Genomic DNA, 17,450 nt, shown 5'->3' on the forward strand with positions numbered 1-17,450 from the left:
ACCTATGCGGTGGATCCATGCCGCGGGTAGGGGCCTCCTCGTTCTCGTCGTGGTCATGGCCGGGTACGTCACCTCGGGCGCGCGCGCCGAGGAGGGCACGGCGGGCGGCCGCGGGCCCTTGACGCTCGCCACGGCCGGAGACCTCACCAACTACCTCGATCCCCTCCTCCAGGGCTGGAACCGCACTCACCCCGGCGAGAAGGTCACCCTCGTCGAGCTTCCCGACTCCGCCGACGAGACCCATGCGCAGATGGTCACCGACCTGCGCGGCGGGGACCGCAGCCGGTTCGACGTCCTCAACATCGACGTCAGCTGGACCTCGGAGTTCGCGGCCGCGGGCTGGATACGGCCGCTGCCCCGCGACCGCTTCCCGATGAAGGGCTTCCTGAAGCCGGTCGTCGACACGGCGACCTACGACAATCATCTGTACGCCGTCCCGTACGTCACCAACGCCGGACTGCTCCTCTACCGCAAGGACATCCTCGCCAAGGAGGGCGTCCCGCCGCCGCGCACCTGGGCCGAGCTGGAGTACGACGCGAAGACGATCGCGCCGAAGTACGGACTCGACGGCTACGCGGGGCAGTTCCTCCCGTACGAGGGCCTCACCGTCAACGCCGCCGAGGCCGTCTACTCCGCGGGCGGCAGCATCCTCGGCGACGAGGGCGCACGCGTCACCGTCGACTCGGCCGCCGCACGCGAGGGCATCGGCTTCCTCGCCCGGGGCGTACGCGAGGGCTGGATCCCGAAGAAGGCGCTCACCTACAAGGAAGAAGAGTCCAAACAGGCCTTCCAGGACGGCCGTCTGCTCTTCCTGCGCAACTGGCCCTACGCCTATGTCGGCGCCTCGGCCAAGGGCTCCCCGGTCGCCGGCAAAATCGGCGCCGTACCGCTGCCCGGCCCTGACGGACCCGGCAGAAGCGTCCTCGGCGGCTCCAACCTGGCCGTCAACACGCACACCCGGCACCCCGACTCCGCCGCGCGCCTGCTCGCGTACCTCACCGGCGAGCCCGTCCAGCGCCAGGTCCTCACCCGCGGCGCGCTGCCGCCCGTACGGGCCGCGCTGTACGAAGATCCCGAGCTGATACGGCGGTTCCCGTATCTGCCGACCCTGCGCACGAGCGTCCTGCATGCCGCGCCGCGCCCCAAGAGCCCGCGCTACGACCAGGTCAGCCTGGTTGTGCAGGCGGTCGTGCACGACGCGATGACCGGCCACGAGACACCGGCCGCGGCGGTGCAGAGGCTGGCGCGGGAGCTGGCTGCCGTCTCCAGCCGCTAGTTACTTGTTAAGTAACGCGGAAGTCTCATCTGGCCGCAGGATGCCCCTGTAAGTCCGCTTTTGCCATGCCAACTCAGCAGTAGCTTCTGTTTCTTTCATTGACACCCTCACGACACGCCTACCTAACATGCATGCATGTTGAGTAAGTACCGCTGGTGGCGTGACGCGGTGATCTACCAGGTGTATGTCCGCAGCTTCCTGGACAGCACCGGAGACGGCATCGGCGATCTGGCCGGGGTCCGCGCCGGACTGCCGTATCTGAAGAAGCTGGGCGTCGACGGGATCTGGCTGAGCCCCTTCTATCCGTCCCCGCAGCACGACCACGGCTACGACGTGGCCGACTACTGCGACGTCGACCCGCTCTTCGGCGACCTCGCCGAGTTCGACCTGCTGATGGCGTCCGCCCGGAAGCTCGGCGTCAAGGTGCTGCTGGACGTCGTGCCCAACCACTGCTCCAGCGAGCACCCGTGGTTCCAGGAGGCGCTCGCCTCGAAGCCCGGCAGCGCGGCCCGCGCCCGCTTCCACTTCGCCGACGGCCGCGGCGTCGACGGCTCGGAGCCGCCCAACAACTGGCACTCCATGTTCGGCGGCCCCGCCTGGACCCGGGTGACCGAGCCGGACGGCCGCCCCGGCCAGTGGTACCTGCACATGTTCGCGCCCGAGCAGCCCGACTGGAACTGGCGCAACCCCGCCACCGGCGCCGAGTTCGACCGGATCCTGCGCTTCTGGCTCGACCGGGGCATCGACGGCTTCCGCATCGACGTGGCGGCCGGCCTCTACAAGCACCCCGAACTGCCCGACTCCGACGACCCCGAGGCCGACGCCCGCACCCGCGACTCCGTCAACCCGCTCGCCTGGAACCAGCCCGAGGTGCACGACGTGTGGCGGCACTGGCGGGCGGTGTGCGAGGAGTACACGGCACGCGACGGCCGTGAGCGGCTGCTGGTCGGCGAGGTGTCGGTGCCGACCGCCCGCGAACACGCGCAGTACGTCCGCCCCGACGAACTGCACCAGGCCTTCTTCTTCGACCTGCTCAGCGCCCCCTGGAACGCCGACGCCTTCCGCAAGGTCATCACCGAGGCCATGCAGGACATAGCCGGCACGGGCTCCACGGTCACCTGGGTCCTCAACAACCACGACCAGGTCCGCACCGTCACCCGCTACGGCGAACCCGCCCCTGAGGGCAGCGGCCTGGGCACCGCCCGCGCCCGCGCTGCCGCGCTGCTGATGCTGGCGCTGCCCGGAGCCGCGTACATCTACCAGGGCGAGGAACTGGGCCTGCCCGAGGTCGTCGACCTGCCCGACGACGTGCTCACCGACCCGATCTTCCGCCGCACCGGTAGCCGCGCCCGCATCCGCGACGGCTGCCGGGTGCCGCTGCCGTGGTCCGGACAGGCCTCGCCCTTCGGCTTCACCTCCGGCGCCGAAAGCGCGCGGCCGTGGCTGCCGCAGCCGTCCTACTTCGCCGAGTACGCCACCGACCGCGCCCTGGCCGACACCCGCTCCTTCTGGCACCTGTACCGCGACGGCCTCCAACTGCGGGCCGCACTGCCCCAGTTGGGTGAGGGAACGCTCGACTGGCTGGAGACCCCGCCCGGCGTCCTCGCCTTCATCCGCGGCGACGGCCTCGTCTGCGCCGTCAACTTCGGTACGGCGCCCATGCCCGCACCGGTCTCCGGCACCCCGCTGCTCTCCAGCGGCCCCTGCACGGCCGGGGTGCTGCCCGGTTCGACGGCGGCCTGGTGGATCAACGACCTCTGACCATCACTGCCCCATCACCCCTGATTGTTCGTCAGTTCTCCACCCTTTGAAGGGACATCAACGATGATGCGACGACGCACGACCCTGCTCGCGAGCTGCACCGCCCTCGCCCTCTCCCTCGGCGCGACCGCCTGCGGAGGCGGCGGACCGGTCTCCGCGGGCGGCGGCGACAAGGCGCTCAGCGGGCAGACGGTCACCGTGGCCGGCGTCTGGACCGGCAGCGAGCAGAAGAACTTCCAGAAGGTGCTCGACGCCTTCAGCGCGAAGACCGGCGCCAAGACCCAGTTCATCTCCACCGGCGACAACGTCTCCACCGTCGTCGGCAGCAAGATCGAAGGCGGCAACGCGCCCGACGTGGTGATGGTCCCGCAGGTCGGAGTGTTGCAGCAGTTCGCCAAGAAGGGCTGGCTCAAGCCCCTGTCCGCCACCACCGAGAAGGCCGTGGACACGGGCTACGCCCCCGTCTGGAAGAAGTACGGCAGCGTCGACGGCCGCCTCTACGGCCTCTACTTCAAGGCCGCCCACAAGTCGACGGTCTGGTACAGCCCCGCCGCCCTCACCCAGGCGGGCGTCAAGCCGCCGAAGACGTACGACGAGATGCTGAAGGCCGGGCACACCGTCTCCGACTCCGGGCTCGCCGCCTTCTCGGTCGCCGGGCAGGACGGCTGGACCCTCACCGACTGGTTCGAGAACATCTACCTCTCGCAGGCCGGTCCCGAGAAGTACGACGCCCTGGCCGCCCACAAGCTGAAGTGGACCGACGCCTCGGTGATCAAGGCGCTCGGCACCCTCGGCAAGCTGTTCAAGGACAAGCAGCTGATAGCGGGCGGTCAGAAGGAGGCCCTCAACACCGACTTCCCGGGCTCGGTGGAGAAGGTCTTCGGACCCAAGCCCGAGGCCGGCATGGTCTACGAGGGCGACTTCGTCGCCGGGGTCGCCCACGACCAGTTCGGCAAGACCATCGGCACGGACGCGAACTTCTTCCCCTTCCCCGCGGTCGACGGCGGCAAGGCCCCGGTGGTCAGCGGCGGTGACGCGGCCGTCGTCCTCAAGGACGGCAAGAACGCCACGGCCGGCATGAAGCTCCTGGAGTACCTGGCCACCCCGGAGGCGGCGGCCGTATGGGCGAAGGCGGGCGGCTTCCTGTCCCCGAACAAGAAGCTGTCTCTCGACTCCTACGGCGACGACGTCACCCGCGCCACCGCCAAGTCCCTTGTCTCGGCCGGTGATTCGGTCCGCTTCGACATGTCCGACCAGGCGCCTGCGGCGTTCGGCGGCACGAAGGGCGCGGGGGAGTGGAAGCTGCTCCAGGACTTCCTGAGCGACCCGTCGAACCCGAAGGGCACCGCGGCACAGCTGGAGGCCGCGGCGGCCAAGGCCTACAAGGGCTGACGCGCCATGACCGCGACTCTGGTGAAAGAGGCAAGTCCGCCCCCGGTCGCGGGCGTCGAGCGGGCCCGGCGCTCCCGCCGCCGGGCCCGGCTCATCGCCCTGCTCTTCGTCTTCCCGGCGCTGCTCCTGCTGGGCGCGCTCGTCGTGTACCCCGTGCTGTTCTCGGTCGGCCGCAGCTTCTTCGACGCGTCCGGGACGCGCTTCGTGGGCGGCGAGAACTACACCGAGATGTTCCGGGACCCGGCGACCCTCAAAGCCGTACGGAACACGGCCATCTGGGTCGTCGTGGCGCCCGCGCTGCTGACCGGCCTCGGCCTCATCCTCGCCGTACTGGTGGAGAAGGTCCGCTGGGCGACGGCCTTCAAGCTCCTGCTGTTCATGCCGATGGCCGTGTCCTTCCTGGCGGCGGGCATCATCTTCCGGCTCGCCTACGACGAGGACCCGAACAAGGGGGTGCTGAACGCGGCCGTGGTCTCGGTGCACGACGCCTTCAAGGGCGCCTCGGAGTACCCGACGGCGCGGGCCCGGGTGGGCCAGGGGCTGAAGGCGGAGCCGGACGGCTCGTACAGGACGAGCGGGAGCGTGTCCCCGGGGCAGTCGGTGGCGCTCGGGCTCGTCGGCGTCGCCCCGAAGGACCTGCCGGGCGGTGCCGAGCCCGCGTACGGCGCCGCCCACCGCAAGGCCGCGGCCGACGAGGTGAGCGGGGTCGTCTACCTGGACTTCACCCCCGGCGGGGGCGGGAAGCAGGGCCAGGTCGACCCGCGGGAGAGCGGGCTGCCGGAGATGAAGGTCGAGGCGGTGCGGGACGACGGGACGACGGCCGGGAGCACGACGACTGCCGCTGACGGCTCCTTCCGCTTCTCGGGGCTGAAGTCCGGCTCGTACACGGTGGAGCTGCCCGCGTCGAACTTCGCGCAGCCGTACCAGGGCGTCTCCTGGCTCGGGCCGATGCTCGTCACGCCGGCGATCATCGGGGCGTATCTGTGGATCTGGACCGGGTTCGCGATGGTCCTGATCGGCGCCGGGCTCGCGACGCTGCCGCGCGATGCGCTGGAGGCGGCGCGGATGGACGGCGCGAACGAGTGGCAGATCTTCCGGCGGATCACGGTGCCGCTGCTGGCGCCGGTGCTCACGGTCGTCTTCGTGACCCTCGTGATCAACGTGATGAAGGTCTTCGACCTCGTCTACATCATCGCGCCCGGGCCGGTGCAGGAGGACGCGACCGTGCTCGCCACCCAGATGTGGCTGGTGTCCTTCGGCGGCGGCAACAACCAGGGGCTCGGCAGTGCGCTGGGTGTGCTGCTCCTGCTGCTCGTGGTCCCCGCCATGGTCTTCAACGTCCGTCGTTTCCGGAGGAGTCAGCGATGAACGCGGTCAGGCGCGGCCTGGGCAATGGGCTTGTGCAGGCTTTCCTGGTGGTGATCGGTCTGGTGTGGGTCACACCGCTGGCGGGGCTGTTCCTGTCGTCGCTGCGGTCCAGTCAGGACTCGGCGAGCAGTGGCTGGTGGAAGGTGTTCACCAGCCCCGGCCAGCTGTCCTTCGACAACTACTCGGCGCTGCTGAAGAACTCCGGGATGACGCAGGCCTTCTGGAACACGGTGCTGATCTCCGTGCCGGCGACCGTGCTGGTCGTGGTGCTGGCGGCGCTGGCCGGATATGCCTTCGCCTGGCTGGACTTCCCCGGGCGGGAGGCCGTCTTCCTGGTCGTGGTGGCCCTGCTGGTGGTGCCGGTGCAGATCGGGCTGCTGCCGGTGGCCAAACTCTTCGGTCAGCTGGGGCTGTTCGGGACGATTCCGGGGGTCGTGCTGTTCCATGTGGCCTACGGGCTGCCGTTCGCGGTGTTCCTGCTGAGGAACTACTTCGCCGAGATGCCGAAGGAGATGCTGGAGGCCGCTCGTATGGACGGCGGGAGCGAGTGGCGGATCTTCACGCGGCTGGTGCTGCCGGTGGGGCGGCCGGCGATCGCCTCGCTGGCGATCTTCCAGTTCCTGTGGGTGTGGAACGACATGCTGGTGGCGCTGTTGTTCGCGGACAGTTCGTCGCAGCCGTTGACTGTGCAGCTTCAGTCGCAGATACGGCAGTTCGGGAGCAACATCGATGTGCTGGCGCCGGGGGCGTTTGTGTCGCTGGTGGTGCCGGTGGTGGTGTTCTTCGCGTTCCAGAAGCACTTTGTGCAGGGGGTTATGGCGGGGTCCGTGAAGTGAGGAGGCCGGGGGGTGTTTCGCCCCCGCCGCCCCTGCCCCTTCCCGTCCCCTGGGGGCTTCGCCCCCAGACCCCCGTTTCGGCCTGAACGGCCTCGTCCTCAAACGCCGGACGGGCTGAGTTGGCTGAGCCAAATTCAGCCCCTCCGGCGTTTGAGGAGCGGGGGTCCGGGGTGCCTCAGGGTGAAGCCGGCGGATACAGGGACCGCGGCAGTTGGGAAGCCGCCGCCGCGTCCAGCAGCCACAGGGTGCGCTGCCGGCCCGTCGCGCCCGCTGCCGGGGCCTGGATCTCACCGGCGCCGGACAGGGCGATCGCGGCCGCCTCCGCCTTGTCCTCCCCTGCTGCGAGCAGCCACACCTCGCGGGCCGCGCGGATGGCGGGCAGGGTGAGCGTGACCCGGGTGGGCGGTGGCTTCGGCGCGCCATGGACGCCCACCACCGTCCGCTCCGTCTCCCGCACCGCGGGCAGCTCCGGGAAGAGCGAGGCCACGTGGGTGTCAGGGCCCACGCCCAGCATCAGGACGTCGAAGGTCGGCACGGCACCGTGGTTCTCCGGCCCGGCCGCCAGGGCCAGCTCCTGCGCATAGCCCTCCGCCGCCGCCTCGACATCGGCCCCGTACGGACCGTCCGACGCCGGCATGGCATGCACCCGCTTCGGATCCAGCGGGACGGAGTCCAGCAGGGCCTCCCGGGCCTGCGTGACATTGCGGTCCGGGTCGCCCTCCGGCAGGAAGCGCTCGTCCCCCCACCACAGGTCGAGCCGGCCCCAGTCGATCGCGTCCCGGGCCGGAGCGGCAGCGAGGGCGGCCAGCAGGCCGTTGCCGTTGCGGCCGCCCGTCAGGACCACGGACGCATAGCCACGGGAGGCCTGCGCGTCCACGACCTTCGTGATGAGCCGGGCCGCGGCGGCCTGCGCCATCAGCTCCTTGTCGTGGTGCACGACCAGCTGCGGAGTACTCACTTCGCCGCCGCCTTCGTCGCCTTGTTCTCCGCCGCGTCGTTCACCGGCGCCTCCGCCTCCGCCTGCGGTGCGGAAGCTTCCTCGGGGGCTTCGACGGCGGCCTCTTCTCCTTTGGGAGCCACGGCCTCCCCTTTGGGGGCCACGGCCTCCGAGAGGTCCGCCGTGGGCAGCGAAGGGTTCAGCCGGTCCACCCCGAACCGCAGCGCCGACGCATAGGTGTCGTCCGGATCCAGCCGCCGCAGCTCCTCCGCGATCAGCTCGGCCGTCTCACGCCGCTTCAGCGCCACCGCACGGTCCGGCTGGCCCTGGATGGACAGGGTTGCCAGGGCTCCGTCCGCCCGGTCCAGGACTATCTGGCCGGTGTCCGTCGCCATGCGGACCGCCGTGAGGCCCGGCCCGCTCGACAGCGACCGCTTCACCGGCACGTCCAGCCGGTCCGCGAGCCACATCGCCAGCAGCTCGCAGCTCGGGTTGAACTCCTCGCCCTCCACCTCGACGGCCTCCACCTCGCAGGTGACCTGGTCGAGCGCGGCGGCCAGCATCGAACGCCAGGGCGTGATGCGGGTCCAGGACAGGTCGGTGTCGCCGGGGGTGTACGTGTCGGCGCGGGCCGACAGCTCCCGTACCGGCTGCTCCGCGGCGTACGTGTCGGTCACCCGGCGCTGGGCGAGCGCGCCCAGCGGGTCGTTCGCCGGGTCGAGCGGCGCGTTCACCGGCCACCAGACGACCACGGGGGCGTCCGGCAGCAGCAGGGGCAGGACGACGGACTGGGCGTGGTCCGCGACCTCGCCGTACAGACGGAGCACCACCGTCTCGCCCGTCCCCGCGTCCGCGCCCACCCGCACCTCGGCGTCCAGCCGGGACTGCGTACGGTCGCGGGGCGAGCGCGAGACGCGCTTGATGACCACGAGGGTGCGCGAGGGGTGCTCGTGCGAGGCGTCGTTCGCGGCCTTCAGGGCGTCGTACGCGTTCTCCTCGTCCGTCACGATGACCAGCGTGAGCACCATGCCGACGGCCGGTGTGCCGATGGCACGGCGGCCCTGCACCAGCGCCTTGTTGATCTTGCTGGCCGTGGTGTCCGTGAGGTCTATCTTCATGGCCGGCGCCAGCTCCGTCCGTCTCGCTCGAGCATTTCGTCCGCCTCGACGGGCCCCCAGGTGCCGGAGGGGTACTGGGCGGGCCTGCCGTTCTGGTCCCAGTACTGCTCGATCGGGTCGAGGATCTTCCAGGACAGCTCGACCTCCTCGGTGCGCGGGAAGAGGTTCGAGTCGCCGAGCAGGACGTCCAGGATCAGACGCTCGTACGCCTCCGGGGAGGACTCGGTGAAGGACTCGCCGTAGGCGAAGTCCATCGACACGTCACGGATCTCCATCGAGGTGCCCGGCACCTTCGAACCGAAGCGGACCGTCACGCCCTCGTCCGGCTGGACGCGGATGACGATCGCGTTCTTGCCGAGCTCCTCCGTCGCCGTGTGGTCGAAGGGGGAGTGCGGGGCCCGCTGGAAGACGACCGCGATCTCGGTGACGCGGCGGCCCAGGCGCTTGCCGGTGCGCAGGTAGAACGGGACGCCCGCCCAACGGCGGTTGTCGATCTCGACCTTGATGGCCGCGTACGTGTCCGTCTTCGACTTGGGGTCGATGCCCTCCTCCTGGAGGTACCCGACCGCCTTCTCGCCGCCCTGCCAGCCTGCCGCGTACTGGCCGCGCACGGTGTCCCGGCCCAGGTCCTTCGGCAGCCGTACCGCGCCGAGCACCTTGGTCTTCTCGGCGGCCAGCGCGTCCGCGTCGAAGGAGGCGGGCTCCTCCATGGCCGTGAGCGCCATGAGCTGGAGGAGGTGGTTCTGGATGACGTCACGGGCGGCGCCGATGCCGTCGTAGTAACCGGCCCGGCCGCCGATGCCGATGTCCTCGGCCATGGTGATCTGCACATGGTCCACGAAGGACCGGTTCCAGATCGGCTCGAACATCGTGTTGGCGAAGCGCAGCGCCAGGATGTTCTGGACGGTCTCCTTGCCCAGGTAGTGGTCGATGCGGAAGACCTGGTCCGGGGCGAAGACCTCGTGGACGACCTTGTTGAGCTCCTCGGCCGACTTCAGGTCGTGGCCGAACGGCTTCTCGATGACCGCGCGGCGCCAGGAGCCGCCCGTCTGATCGGCGAGGCCGTGCTTCTTCAGCTGCTGGATGACCACGGGGAAGGAGCGCGGTGGCACGGAGAGGTAGAAGGCGAAGTTGCCGCCCGTGCCCTGTGCCTTGTCGAGCTCCTCGATGGTGCCGCGCAGCCGCTCGAAGGCGTCGTCGTCGTCGAAGGTGCCCTGCACGAAGCGCATCCCCTGGATGAGCTGCTGCCAGACCTCCTCACGGAACGGCGTACGGGCGTGCTCCTTGACGGCGTCGTGGACCTCGGCCGCGAAGTCCTCGTGCTGCCACTCGCGGCGCGCGAAGCCGACGAGGGAGAAGCCCGGCGGCAGCAGACCCCTGTTGGCGAGGTCGTACACGGCGGGCATGAGCTTCTTCCGTGACAGATCGCCCGTGACCCCGAAGATGACCAGGCCCGACGGCCCCGCGATACGCGGGAGCCGTCGGTCGGCGGGGTCACGCAGCGGGTTGCTGCTCGACAAAGTTTCAGCCCTCCGAGGGGGCGAGGCGCTCCAGCTCCGCCTCGGTCGACTTGAGCAGGTCGTTCCAGGACGCCTCGAACTTCTCGACGCCCTCGTCCTCGAGGAGCTGCACCACGTCGTCGTACGAGATCCCGAGCTTCTCGACGGCGTCGATGTCGGCGCGGGCCTGCTCGTAGGTGCCGGCGACGGTGTTGCCGGTGATCGAGCCGTGCTCCTCGGTGGCCTGCAGGGTGGCCTCCGGCATGGTGTTGACCGTGTTCGGCGCCACCAGGTCGTCGACGTAGAGGGTCGGCTTGTAGGCCGGGTCCTTCACACCGGTGGAGGCCCACAGCGGACGCTGCTTGCGGGCGCCCGCGTTCTCCAGCTTGCTCCAGCGGTCGGAGGCGAAGACCTCCTCGTACGCCTGGTAGGCGAGGCGCGCGTTGGCGACGGCGGCCTTGCCGCGCAGCGCCTTGGCCTCGTCGGTGCCCAGGCCGTCGAGCCGCTTGTCGATCTCGGTGTCCACACGGGACACGAAGAAGGACGCGACCGAGCGGATCAGGGAGAGGTCCAGGCCGCGCTCCTTGGCCTTCTCCAGGCCGGAGAGGTAGGCGTCCATGACCTCGCGGTAGCGCTCCAGCGAGAAGATCAGCGTGACGTTGACGCTGATGCCGAGGCCGATGACCTCGGTGATCGCCGGCAGGCCCGCCTTGGTGGCCGGGATCTTGATGAGCGTGTTCGGGCGGTCGACCAGCCAGGCCAGCTGCTTGGCCTCGGCGACCGTCGCCCTGGTGTTGTGGGCCAGACGCGGGTCGACCTCGATCGACACGCGGCCGTCCTGGCCGTCGGTGGCGTCGAAGACCGGGCGCAGGATGTCGGCGGCGTCCCGGACGTCCGCCGTGGTGATCATACGGACGGCCTCTTCGACGGTGACCTTGCGGGCGGCGAGGTCGGCGAGCTGCTGCTCGTAACCGTCGCCCGAGGAGATCGCCTTCTGGAAGATCGTCGGGTTGGTGGTGACGCCCACGACGTGCTGCTGGTCGATCAGCTCGGCGAGATTGCCGGACGTGATCCGCTTGCGCGACAGGTCGTCCAGCCAGATCGCGACGCCTTCTTCGGAGAGGCGCTTGAGTGCGTCTGTCATGGAATTACATCTCCTACGTGTCGTATATGGGCGTCAGCGCTGGGCGGCGGCGAGGGATTCCCGGGCCTTGGCGGCCACGTTCTCCGCAGTGAACCCGAACTCGCGGAAGAGGACCTTGCCGTCGGCGGAAGCACCGAAGTGCTCCAGGGAAACGATGCGACCGGCGTCCCCGACGTACTTGTGCCAGGTGAGACCGATGCCCGCCTCGACCGCGACCCGCGCCTTCACCTGCGGCGGCAGGACGCTGTCCCGGTACCCCTGGTCCTGCTCCTCGAACCACTCCACGGACGGCATGGACACGACCCGCGTCGGCACCCCGTCGGCCTGCAGCTGCTCGCGCGCCTCGACGGCGACGTGCACCTCGGAACCGGTGGCGATCAGGATGACCTGCGCCTCGCCGCCCTCGGCCTCGAACAGGACGTAACCACCCTTGGCGGCATCCTCGTTGGGCTCGTACGTCGGCACTCCCTGACGGGTCAGCGCCAGGCCGTGCGGGGCGCCCTTGCCGAACTCCTTGGTGTACCGCTTGAGGATCTCGCGCCAGGCGATCGCGGTCTCGTTGGCGTCGGCCGGGCGGACCACGTTCAGGCCCGGGATGGCACGCAGAGACGCGAGGTGCTCGATCGGCTGGTGCGTCGGGCCGTCCTCGCCGAGACCGATGGAGTCGTGCGTCCACACGTACGTCACCGGCAGGTGCATCAGCGCCGACAGACGCACGGCGTTACGCATGTAGTCGGAGAACACCAGGAACGTGCCGCCGTAGATACGGGTGTGGCCGTGCAGCGCGATGCCGTTCATCTCCGCGGCCATGGAGTGCTCGCGGATGCCGTAGTGGATCGTGCGGCCGTAGGGGTTCGCCTCCGGCAGCGGGTTGTCCGCCGGCAGGAACGAACTGTTCTTGTCGATGGTCGTGTTGTTCGACCCGGCGAGGTCGGCGGAGCCGCCCCACAGCTCGGGGATGACCGCACCCAGCGCCTGCAGCACCTTGCCGGAGGCGGCACGCGTCGCGACACCCTTGCCCGGCTCGAAGACGGGGAGCTTGTCCTCCCAGCCGGCCGGCAGCTCACCCGCGTTGATGCGGTCGAAATCGGCGGCGCGCTCGGGGTTGTTCTGCCGCCACAGCTGGAAGGACTTCTCCCACTCGGCCTTCGCCTCGCGGCCCCGCTCCAGCGCCTGACGGGTGTGCTTGATGACGTCGTCGGAGACCTCGAAGGACTGCTCCGGGTCGAAGCCGAGGACGCGCTTGGTGGCCGCGACCTCGTCGTCGCCGAGCGCCGAGCCGTGCGCGGCCTCGGTGTTCTGCGCGTTCGGGGCGGGCCAGGCGATGATCGAGCGCATCGCGATGAAGGACGGCTTGTCCGTCACCTGCTTCGCGGCCTCGATCGCGTTGTAGATGGCGTGCGGGTCCAGGTCGCCGTCGGGCTTCGGGGCGATGCGCTGGACGTGCCAGCCGTAGGCCTCGTAGCGCTTGACGGTGTCCTCGGAGACGGCCGTCTCGGTGTCGCCCTCGATCGAGATGTGGTTGTCGTCCCACAGCAGGATCAGATTGCCGAGCTTCTGGTGGCCGGCCAGCGAGGAGGCCTCCGCGGAGATGCCCTCCTGCAGGCAGCCGTCACCGGCGATCGCGAAGACGAAGTGGTCGAACGGGGACTCGCCCTGCGGGGCCTCCGGGTCGAACAGGCCGCGCTCGTAACGGGCGGCCATCGCCATGCCCACGGCGTTGGCGACACCCTGGCCGAGCGGGCCGGTCGTCGTCTCGACGCCCTTGGTGTGGCCGTACTCCGGGTGGCCCGGGGTCTTCGAGCCCCAGGTGCGGAAGGCCTTGAGGTCGTCCAGCTCCAGGCCGAAGCCGGCCAGGTAGAGCTGCGTGTAGAGGGTCAGGGACGAGTGGCCGGCGGACAGCACGAAGCGGTCGCGCGCGACCCAGTCCGGGTCGGCGGGGTCGTGCCGCATCACCTTCTGGAAGAGGGTGTAGGCGGCGGGCGCCAGGCTCATCGCCGTACCCGGATGGCCGTTGCCGACCTTCTGTACGGCGTCGGCGGCCAGGACGCGGGCGGTGTCCACGGCCCGCTGGTCCAACTCGGTCCACTCGAGGTCTGTGGTGGTCGGCTTGGTGCTCACCCTGAGTCAGGGCTCCTCTCCACATGTCACGCATGTCGAATGCCGGCGCACTGGACGCCCACCGGCCGCTGTCGAGCCTACCCCTGTAAGTACGTGCAATTTTTCGAGTCATTCCAGACTGCCGGGCCTACGGGGGATCCGCCTCCCGACTGGGCAGATCGCATTCGGCAACTGAATACGGAGCGGCTCATCCGAGTGCTCAATCGAGCTCTCGAACGAGCTTCTGTACGGCCCCTCCCAACACGACCCCACCCCCGCGAAGGCCGGGGTATGGGCAACGTCTACAGTGGCGTGGTACGCGCGAGCCTTTACCGGGACTTCACACGGGTGAGGCTTGCTGGGATGTCTCTGTAGGGGTGTGCGTGACGGCCGTCGAATCCCGTCCAGCGGGTGTGCTGGGGGAGAGCAGGAGCTCGAGTCACCGGCCGTTCGGGGCCCGTGTCAAGGCGTTCGTGGCGCTCACCAAGCCGCGGATCATCGAGCTGCTGCTCATCACCACCGTTCCGGTGATGTTCCTTGCACAGCAGGGTGTGCCGGACCTGACGCTGGTGCTGCTCACCTGCGTCGGCGGCTACCTCTCGGCGGGCGGCGCCAACGCGCTGAACATGTACATCGACCGCGACATCGACGCCCTCATGGACCGCACCTCGCAGCGCCCGCTGGTCACCGGCATGGTCAGCCCGCGCGAGTGCCTCGCCTTCGGCATCACCCTCGCGGTCGTCTCGACGCTCCTGTTCGGCTTCACCGTCAACTGGCTGAGCGCCTGGCTCTCCCTCGGCGCGCTCCTCTTCTACGTGGTCGTCTACACGATGATCCTCAAGCGCCGTACCTCGCAGAACATCGTGTGGGGCGGCATCGCCGGCTGCCTGCCGGTGCTCATCGGCTGGTCCTCGGTCACGAACTCGATGTCCTGGGCGCCGATCATCCTGTTCCTCGTCATGTTCTTCTGGACACCGGCGCATTACTGGCCGCTGTCCATGAAGGTCAAGGAGGATTACGCGCGCGTGGGCGTGCCGATGCTCCCGGTCGTCGCCTCCAACAAGGTCGTCGCCCGGCAGATCGTCATCTACAGCTGGGTGATGGTCCTGGTCTCGCTGCTCCCCACCCCGCTCGGCTACACCGGCTGGCTCTACACGGTGGTCGCCCTCGCGGCCGGCGGCTTCTGGCTGTGGGAGGCGCACGGCCTGCAGAACCGGGCCAAGGCCGAGGTGACGGGCGCGAAGCTGAAGGAGATGCGCCTGTTCCACTGGTCCATCACCTACGTGTCGATCCTGTTCGTCGCCGTCGCGGTGGACCCCTTCCTGCGCTAGTGGCCGCAGACGGGCGGGGTGCGTGGTCAAGGCCACGCACCCCGCCCGTCGCCGTTTGATCTACCCGTCGGTAGCATCCTGGCCATGGCAGAGACTCAGCAGGTTGACCCGAAGGCCGAGCGCAAGGTGGCCCGGCTCGCCAAGCAGATCAGCGCCTTCTCCAAGGCGCACGGCGGGGCCGAGGGCCAGGTGGCCTACATCGGCGAGCGCGGCGCGCGCATCGTCCTCGTCGGCGAGGACGGCGGCTGGGGCGACCTGGTGGCGCCCTCGTACGAGCTGGCCGAGAAGGCGGTGGAGAAGGCCGGCATCACCGTCCACGAGGACTTCGACGGCGAGTTCGCGGCCAAGGTGAGGACGGGCCGGTACGAGTGGACGCGCATGGCGGGGATCCAGGTGGGCGGTCCCAGCAACACCTAGTGCCGGGTTCACCCGTTAGGCCCTGTGACGAAGCCATGGGCCAGTACACGGGGAGTCCGGATGATCGAAACGCCGTCCCTCGTGGACCAGTACTGCCACGGCGTACTGAGGACGGAGCTGGGCCTCGGCACCTTCGAGGCCCAGCTGTCCCGCACCGAGGGCCCGCCCGCGCCCGGCACCACCCTCTTCGACACACAGACCGGTTTCGCCGTACGACGCTGGTGCCCTCCGCTGCTCGGCCTGGAACCGCACTGTCCGCCCGCCCGCTATCTCGCCCGCCGTCGTGAACTCGGCGTACTGGAAACGGGCCGCAGGCTGCTGCGCGGCAGCGGCATCACGACGTATCTGGTCGACACGGGGCTGCCCGGCGATCTGACCGGGCCCTCGGAGCTGGCGTCCGCCGGGGCCGCGGAGGCCCGCGAGATCGTCCGCCTGGAGTTACTGGCCGAACAGGTCGCCGACACCTCCGGCACCGTGGAGTCCTTCCTCGCCAACCTCGCCGAATCGGTGCACGCCGCGGCCGCGAACGCCGTGGCCTTCACCTCGGTCGCGGGCGTACGGCACGGTCTGGCGCTCGCGCCCGAGCCGCCGGGGCCGGGGGAGGTGCGGGGCGCCGCCGGCCGGTGGCTGGCCCGGCGCAGGGTGGGCGGCGAGCTGACCGACGCCGTACTCCTCCGGCACCTGCTGTGGATCGCCGTCGCCTCCGGCCTGCCGCTCCAGCTCCACGCGGGCCTCGGCGAACCGGGCCAGCGCATCGACCGCACCGACCCGGTGCTGCTCACGGACTTCGTCCGCGCGACGGCAGGCCTGGGCACCGACCTCGTCCTGCTGCACGGCTACCCCTACCACCGCCACGCCGCCCACCTGGCCGGCGCCTTCCCGCACGTCTACGCCGACTCGGGCGCCGCCCTGGTCCGCACCGGCGCCCGCGCCGCGACCGTCCTCGCCGAGACCCTGGAACTGGCCCCCTTCGGCAAGATCCTCTTCTCCAGCGGCGCCCATGGCCTGCCCGAACTGCACGTCGTGGGGGCACGACTGTTCCGTGAGGCCCTGGGGCGGGTCCTGGGCGGCTGGGTCGCCGAGGGGGCGTGGTCGCTTGCGGATGCCCAGCGGGTGGCGGGGATGGTGGCGGCGGGAAACGCGCGCCGGGTGTACGGGCTGGGGTGAGCCCTACCGGGACGCGGACCGGTCAGGCCCGCGTGCCCACCGTCACCTCGGTCGAGGGGCCGGGCAGGCCGACAACCGCCTCCGGCCGCTCCCGCAGGGCCAGCAGCACCCGCAGCACCCAGATCCAGATCAGGCAGGAGCCGAACATGTGCAGTCCGACGAGCACCTCGGGCAGGTGCGTGAAGTACTGGACATAGCCGATGACGCCCTGCGCGAGCAGCACCAGGAACAGCTCGCGGGTGCGGGCCAGCGGGTCCTTGGGGGCGTCGACCGCCTTCAGGACGAACCACAGGGCGAAGGTCAGCGTCACCACGATCCACGCGAGCACCGCGTGCAGCTTGGCGACCGTCTCCCAGTCGATCGGGATCCGCTCGACCTCCTTGGAGTCGCCCGCGTGCGGTCCCGCGCCGGTGACCACCGTGCCCACCGCGATCAGCAGCACGGTGGCGAGGACCAGGAACCACACCATCTGCTGCACCGGCTTGCCGACCAGCGGGCGGGGCGCCCCGTCGCCCTCACGGGTGCGCTGCCACATCACCACGGCGACCGCGATCAGCGCGGAGGCGAGCAGGAAGTGGGCGGCGACCGTGTACGGGTTGAGGCCGACCAGGACCACGACGCCGCCGAGCACCGCGTTGCTCATGACCAGCCAGAACTGCGCCCAGCCCAGACGCGTCAGGCTGCGCCGGTATGGCTTCTCCGAGCGCGCCGCGACGATCGCCCAGCCGATGGCGGCGCACAGCACATACGTCAGCATGCGGTTGCCGAACTCGATGGCGCTGTGGAAGTTCATCTCGCCCGTGGGCGCGAGCGAGGTCGCGGTGCACTTGGGCCAGGTCGGGCAGCCGAGCCCGGAGCCGGTCAGCCGCACCGCACCGCCGGTGACCACGATGACCACCGACATGACGAGCGCGGAAAGAGCCGACCGCTGGACCGTCCGGGGCTCGGGGGTCCAGCGTCCGGCGATGAAGGAGAGCGGGTTGCGCAGGGCCGCCACGGCGTCGGCGCGGGTCACGTTTGGCACGGGCCCATCGTAGGCGGGCCGCTTGTGCACGCGTTCACGAGGGTCCGTGAAGTCCCTGTCCCCCCACGTCCCCCCACTGC

The 17,450-nt window shown here is 70.0% G+C and carries 14 protein-coding genes; 8 read left to right on the plus strand and 6 right to left on the minus strand.

What is annotated here, in order from left to right; genetic code table 11:
• The first annotated feature begins 4 nt into the window (after positions 1 to 4).
• The 5 genes from ACFY1U_RS04635 (at position 5) to ACFY1U_RS04655 (ending at position 6,633) form a co-directional block, all read left to right on the plus strand.
• Entirely contained in the window at positions 5 to 1,276 is a 1,272-nt protein-coding gene (locus ACFY1U_RS04635) for an ABC transporter substrate-binding protein (RefSeq protein WP_390692655.1), read from the plus strand.
• Between the two features lie 135 nt (positions 1,277 to 1,411).
• Entirely contained in the window at positions 1,412 to 3,037 is a 1,626-nt protein-coding gene (locus ACFY1U_RS04640) for a glycoside hydrolase family 13 protein (protein WP_390692656.1), read from the plus strand.
• Between the two features lie 63 nt (positions 3,038 to 3,100).
• The gene (locus ACFY1U_RS04645) at positions 3,101 to 4,429 is read left to right on the plus strand and encodes an ABC transporter substrate-binding protein (RefSeq protein WP_390692657.1); all 1,329 of its coding nucleotides are present in this window, start codon (positions 3,101 to 3,103) and stop codon (positions 4,427 to 4,429) included.
• A 6-nt stretch (positions 4,430 to 4,435) separates the two neighbouring features.
• Positions 4,436 to 5,797, plus strand: a complete 1,362-nt coding sequence (locus ACFY1U_RS04650) for a carbohydrate ABC transporter permease (protein WP_390692658.1) — start codon at positions 4,436 to 4,438, stop codon at positions 5,795 to 5,797.
• Positions 5,794 to 6,633 carry a carbohydrate ABC transporter permease gene (locus tag ACFY1U_RS04655; protein ID WP_390692659.1) on the plus strand — a complete coding sequence of 280 codons (840 nt, stop codon included), beginning with the start codon at positions 5,794 to 5,796 and terminating at the stop codon, positions 6,631 to 6,633. The genes ACFY1U_RS04650 and ACFY1U_RS04655 overlap by 4 nt, the downstream gene beginning before the upstream one ends.
• Before the next feature lie 175 nt (positions 6,634 to 6,808).
• On the opposite strand, the gene pgl is transcribed toward ACFY1U_RS04655, so the two are convergent.
• Genes pgl through tkt form a run of 5 tightly spaced genes read right to left on the minus strand, consistent with a single transcriptional unit; the run spans position 6,809 to position 13,452 of the window.
• Entirely contained in the window at positions 6,809 to 7,591 is a 783-nt protein-coding gene (gene pgl / locus ACFY1U_RS04660) for a 6-phosphogluconolactonase (RefSeq protein WP_390692660.1), read from the minus strand.
• The gene (gene opcA, locus ACFY1U_RS04665) at positions 7,588 to 8,688 is read right to left on the minus strand and encodes a glucose-6-phosphate dehydrogenase assembly protein OpcA (RefSeq protein WP_390692661.1); all 1,101 of its coding nucleotides are present in this window, start codon (positions 8,686 to 8,688) and stop codon (positions 7,588 to 7,590) included. Before opcA ends, pgl begins: the two co-directional genes overlap by 4 nt.
• Entirely contained in the window at positions 8,685 to 10,208 is a 1,524-nt protein-coding gene (gene zwf / locus ACFY1U_RS04670) for a glucose-6-phosphate dehydrogenase (protein WP_390692662.1), read from the minus strand. Before zwf ends, opcA begins: the two co-directional genes overlap by 4 nt.
• Before the next feature lie 4 nt (positions 10,209 to 10,212).
• Positions 10,213 to 11,331 (minus strand): transaldolase, encoded by a 1,119-nt coding sequence (tal, locus tag ACFY1U_RS04675; protein ID WP_390692663.1) that lies wholly within the window; start codon positions 11,329 to 11,331, stop codon positions 10,213 to 10,215.
• Positions 11,332 to 11,364: 33 nt separating this feature from the next.
• Positions 11,365 to 13,452 carry a transketolase gene (gene tkt / locus ACFY1U_RS04680; RefSeq protein WP_390692664.1) on the minus strand — a complete coding sequence of 696 codons (2,088 nt, stop codon included), beginning with the start codon at positions 13,450 to 13,452 and terminating at the stop codon, positions 11,365 to 11,367.
• A gap of 356 nt (positions 13,453 to 13,808) precedes the next feature.
• On the opposite strand from tkt, the gene ACFY1U_RS04685 reads away from it, so the two are divergent.
• The 3 genes from ACFY1U_RS04685 to ACFY1U_RS04695 all read left to right on the plus strand — a co-directional run bounded on the left by ACFY1U_RS04685 (position 13,809) and on the right by ACFY1U_RS04695 (position 16,346).
• A complete protein-coding gene (locus ACFY1U_RS04685; protein WP_390692665.1) occupies positions 13,809 to 14,762 on the plus strand; it encodes a heme o synthase in 954 nt (317 codons plus the stop codon).
• An 84-nt stretch (positions 14,763 to 14,846) separates the two neighbouring features.
• Positions 14,847 to 15,179, plus strand: coding sequence for a hypothetical protein (locus ACFY1U_RS04690; protein WP_390692666.1), 333 nt, complete (start codon positions 14,847 to 14,849; stop codon positions 15,177 to 15,179).
• Positions 15,180 to 15,239: 60 nt separating this feature from the next.
• On the plus strand, positions 15,240 to 16,346 hold the full coding sequence (locus ACFY1U_RS04695; RefSeq protein ID WP_390692667.1) for an amidohydrolase family protein: 1,107 nt from the start codon (positions 15,240 to 15,242) through the stop codon (positions 16,344 to 16,346).
• A gap of 22 nt (positions 16,347 to 16,368) precedes the next feature.
• Here ACFY1U_RS04695 and ACFY1U_RS04700 read toward each other — a convergent pair whose 3' ends face one another.
• Complete coding sequence (locus ACFY1U_RS04700; protein WP_390692846.1) at positions 16,369 to 17,361, minus strand: heme A synthase; 993 nt, start codon at positions 17,359 to 17,361, stop codon at positions 16,369 to 16,371.
• Positions 17,362 to 17,450: the final 89 nt, after the last annotated feature.

This window comes from Streptomyces sp. NPDC001351, from assembly GCF_042896045.1.
In the GTDB taxonomy this organism is placed as follows: Bacteria; Actinomycetota; Actinomycetes; order Streptomycetales; family Streptomycetaceae; genus Streptomyces.

Excerpts from the sequence above, each read along its gene's own strand:
- ACFY1U_RS04635 (WP_390692655.1), top strand. The coding sequence starts at position 5 with ATGCGGTGGATCCATGCCGCGGGTAGGGGCCTCCTCGTTCTCGTCGTG.
- ACFY1U_RS04640 (WP_390692656.1), top strand. The coding sequence starts at position 1,412 with ATGTTGAGTAAGTACCGCTGGTGGCGTGACGCGGTGATCTACCAGGTG.
- ACFY1U_RS04645 (WP_390692657.1), top strand. The coding sequence starts at position 3,101 with ATGATGCGACGACGCACGACCCTGCTCGCGAGCTGCACCGCCCTCGCC.
- ACFY1U_RS04650 (WP_390692658.1), top strand. The coding sequence starts at position 4,436 with ATGACCGCGACTCTGGTGAAAGAGGCAAGTCCGCCCCCGGTCGCGGGC.
- ACFY1U_RS04655 (WP_390692659.1), top strand. The coding sequence starts at position 5,794 with ATGAACGCGGTCAGGCGCGGCCTGGGCAATGGGCTTGTGCAGGCTTTC.
- opcA (WP_390692661.1), bottom strand. The coding sequence starts at position 8,688 with ATGAAGATAGACCTCACGGACACCACGGCCAGCAAGATCAACAAGGCG.
- tal (WP_390692663.1), bottom strand. The coding sequence starts at position 11,331 with ATGACAGACGCACTCAAGCGCCTCTCCGAAGAAGGCGTCGCGATCTGG.
- ACFY1U_RS04690 (WP_390692666.1), top strand. The coding sequence starts at position 14,847 with ATGGCAGAGACTCAGCAGGTTGACCCGAAGGCCGAGCGCAAGGTGGCC.
- ACFY1U_RS04695 (WP_390692667.1), top strand. The coding sequence starts at position 15,240 with ATGATCGAAACGCCGTCCCTCGTGGACCAGTACTGCCACGGCGTACTG.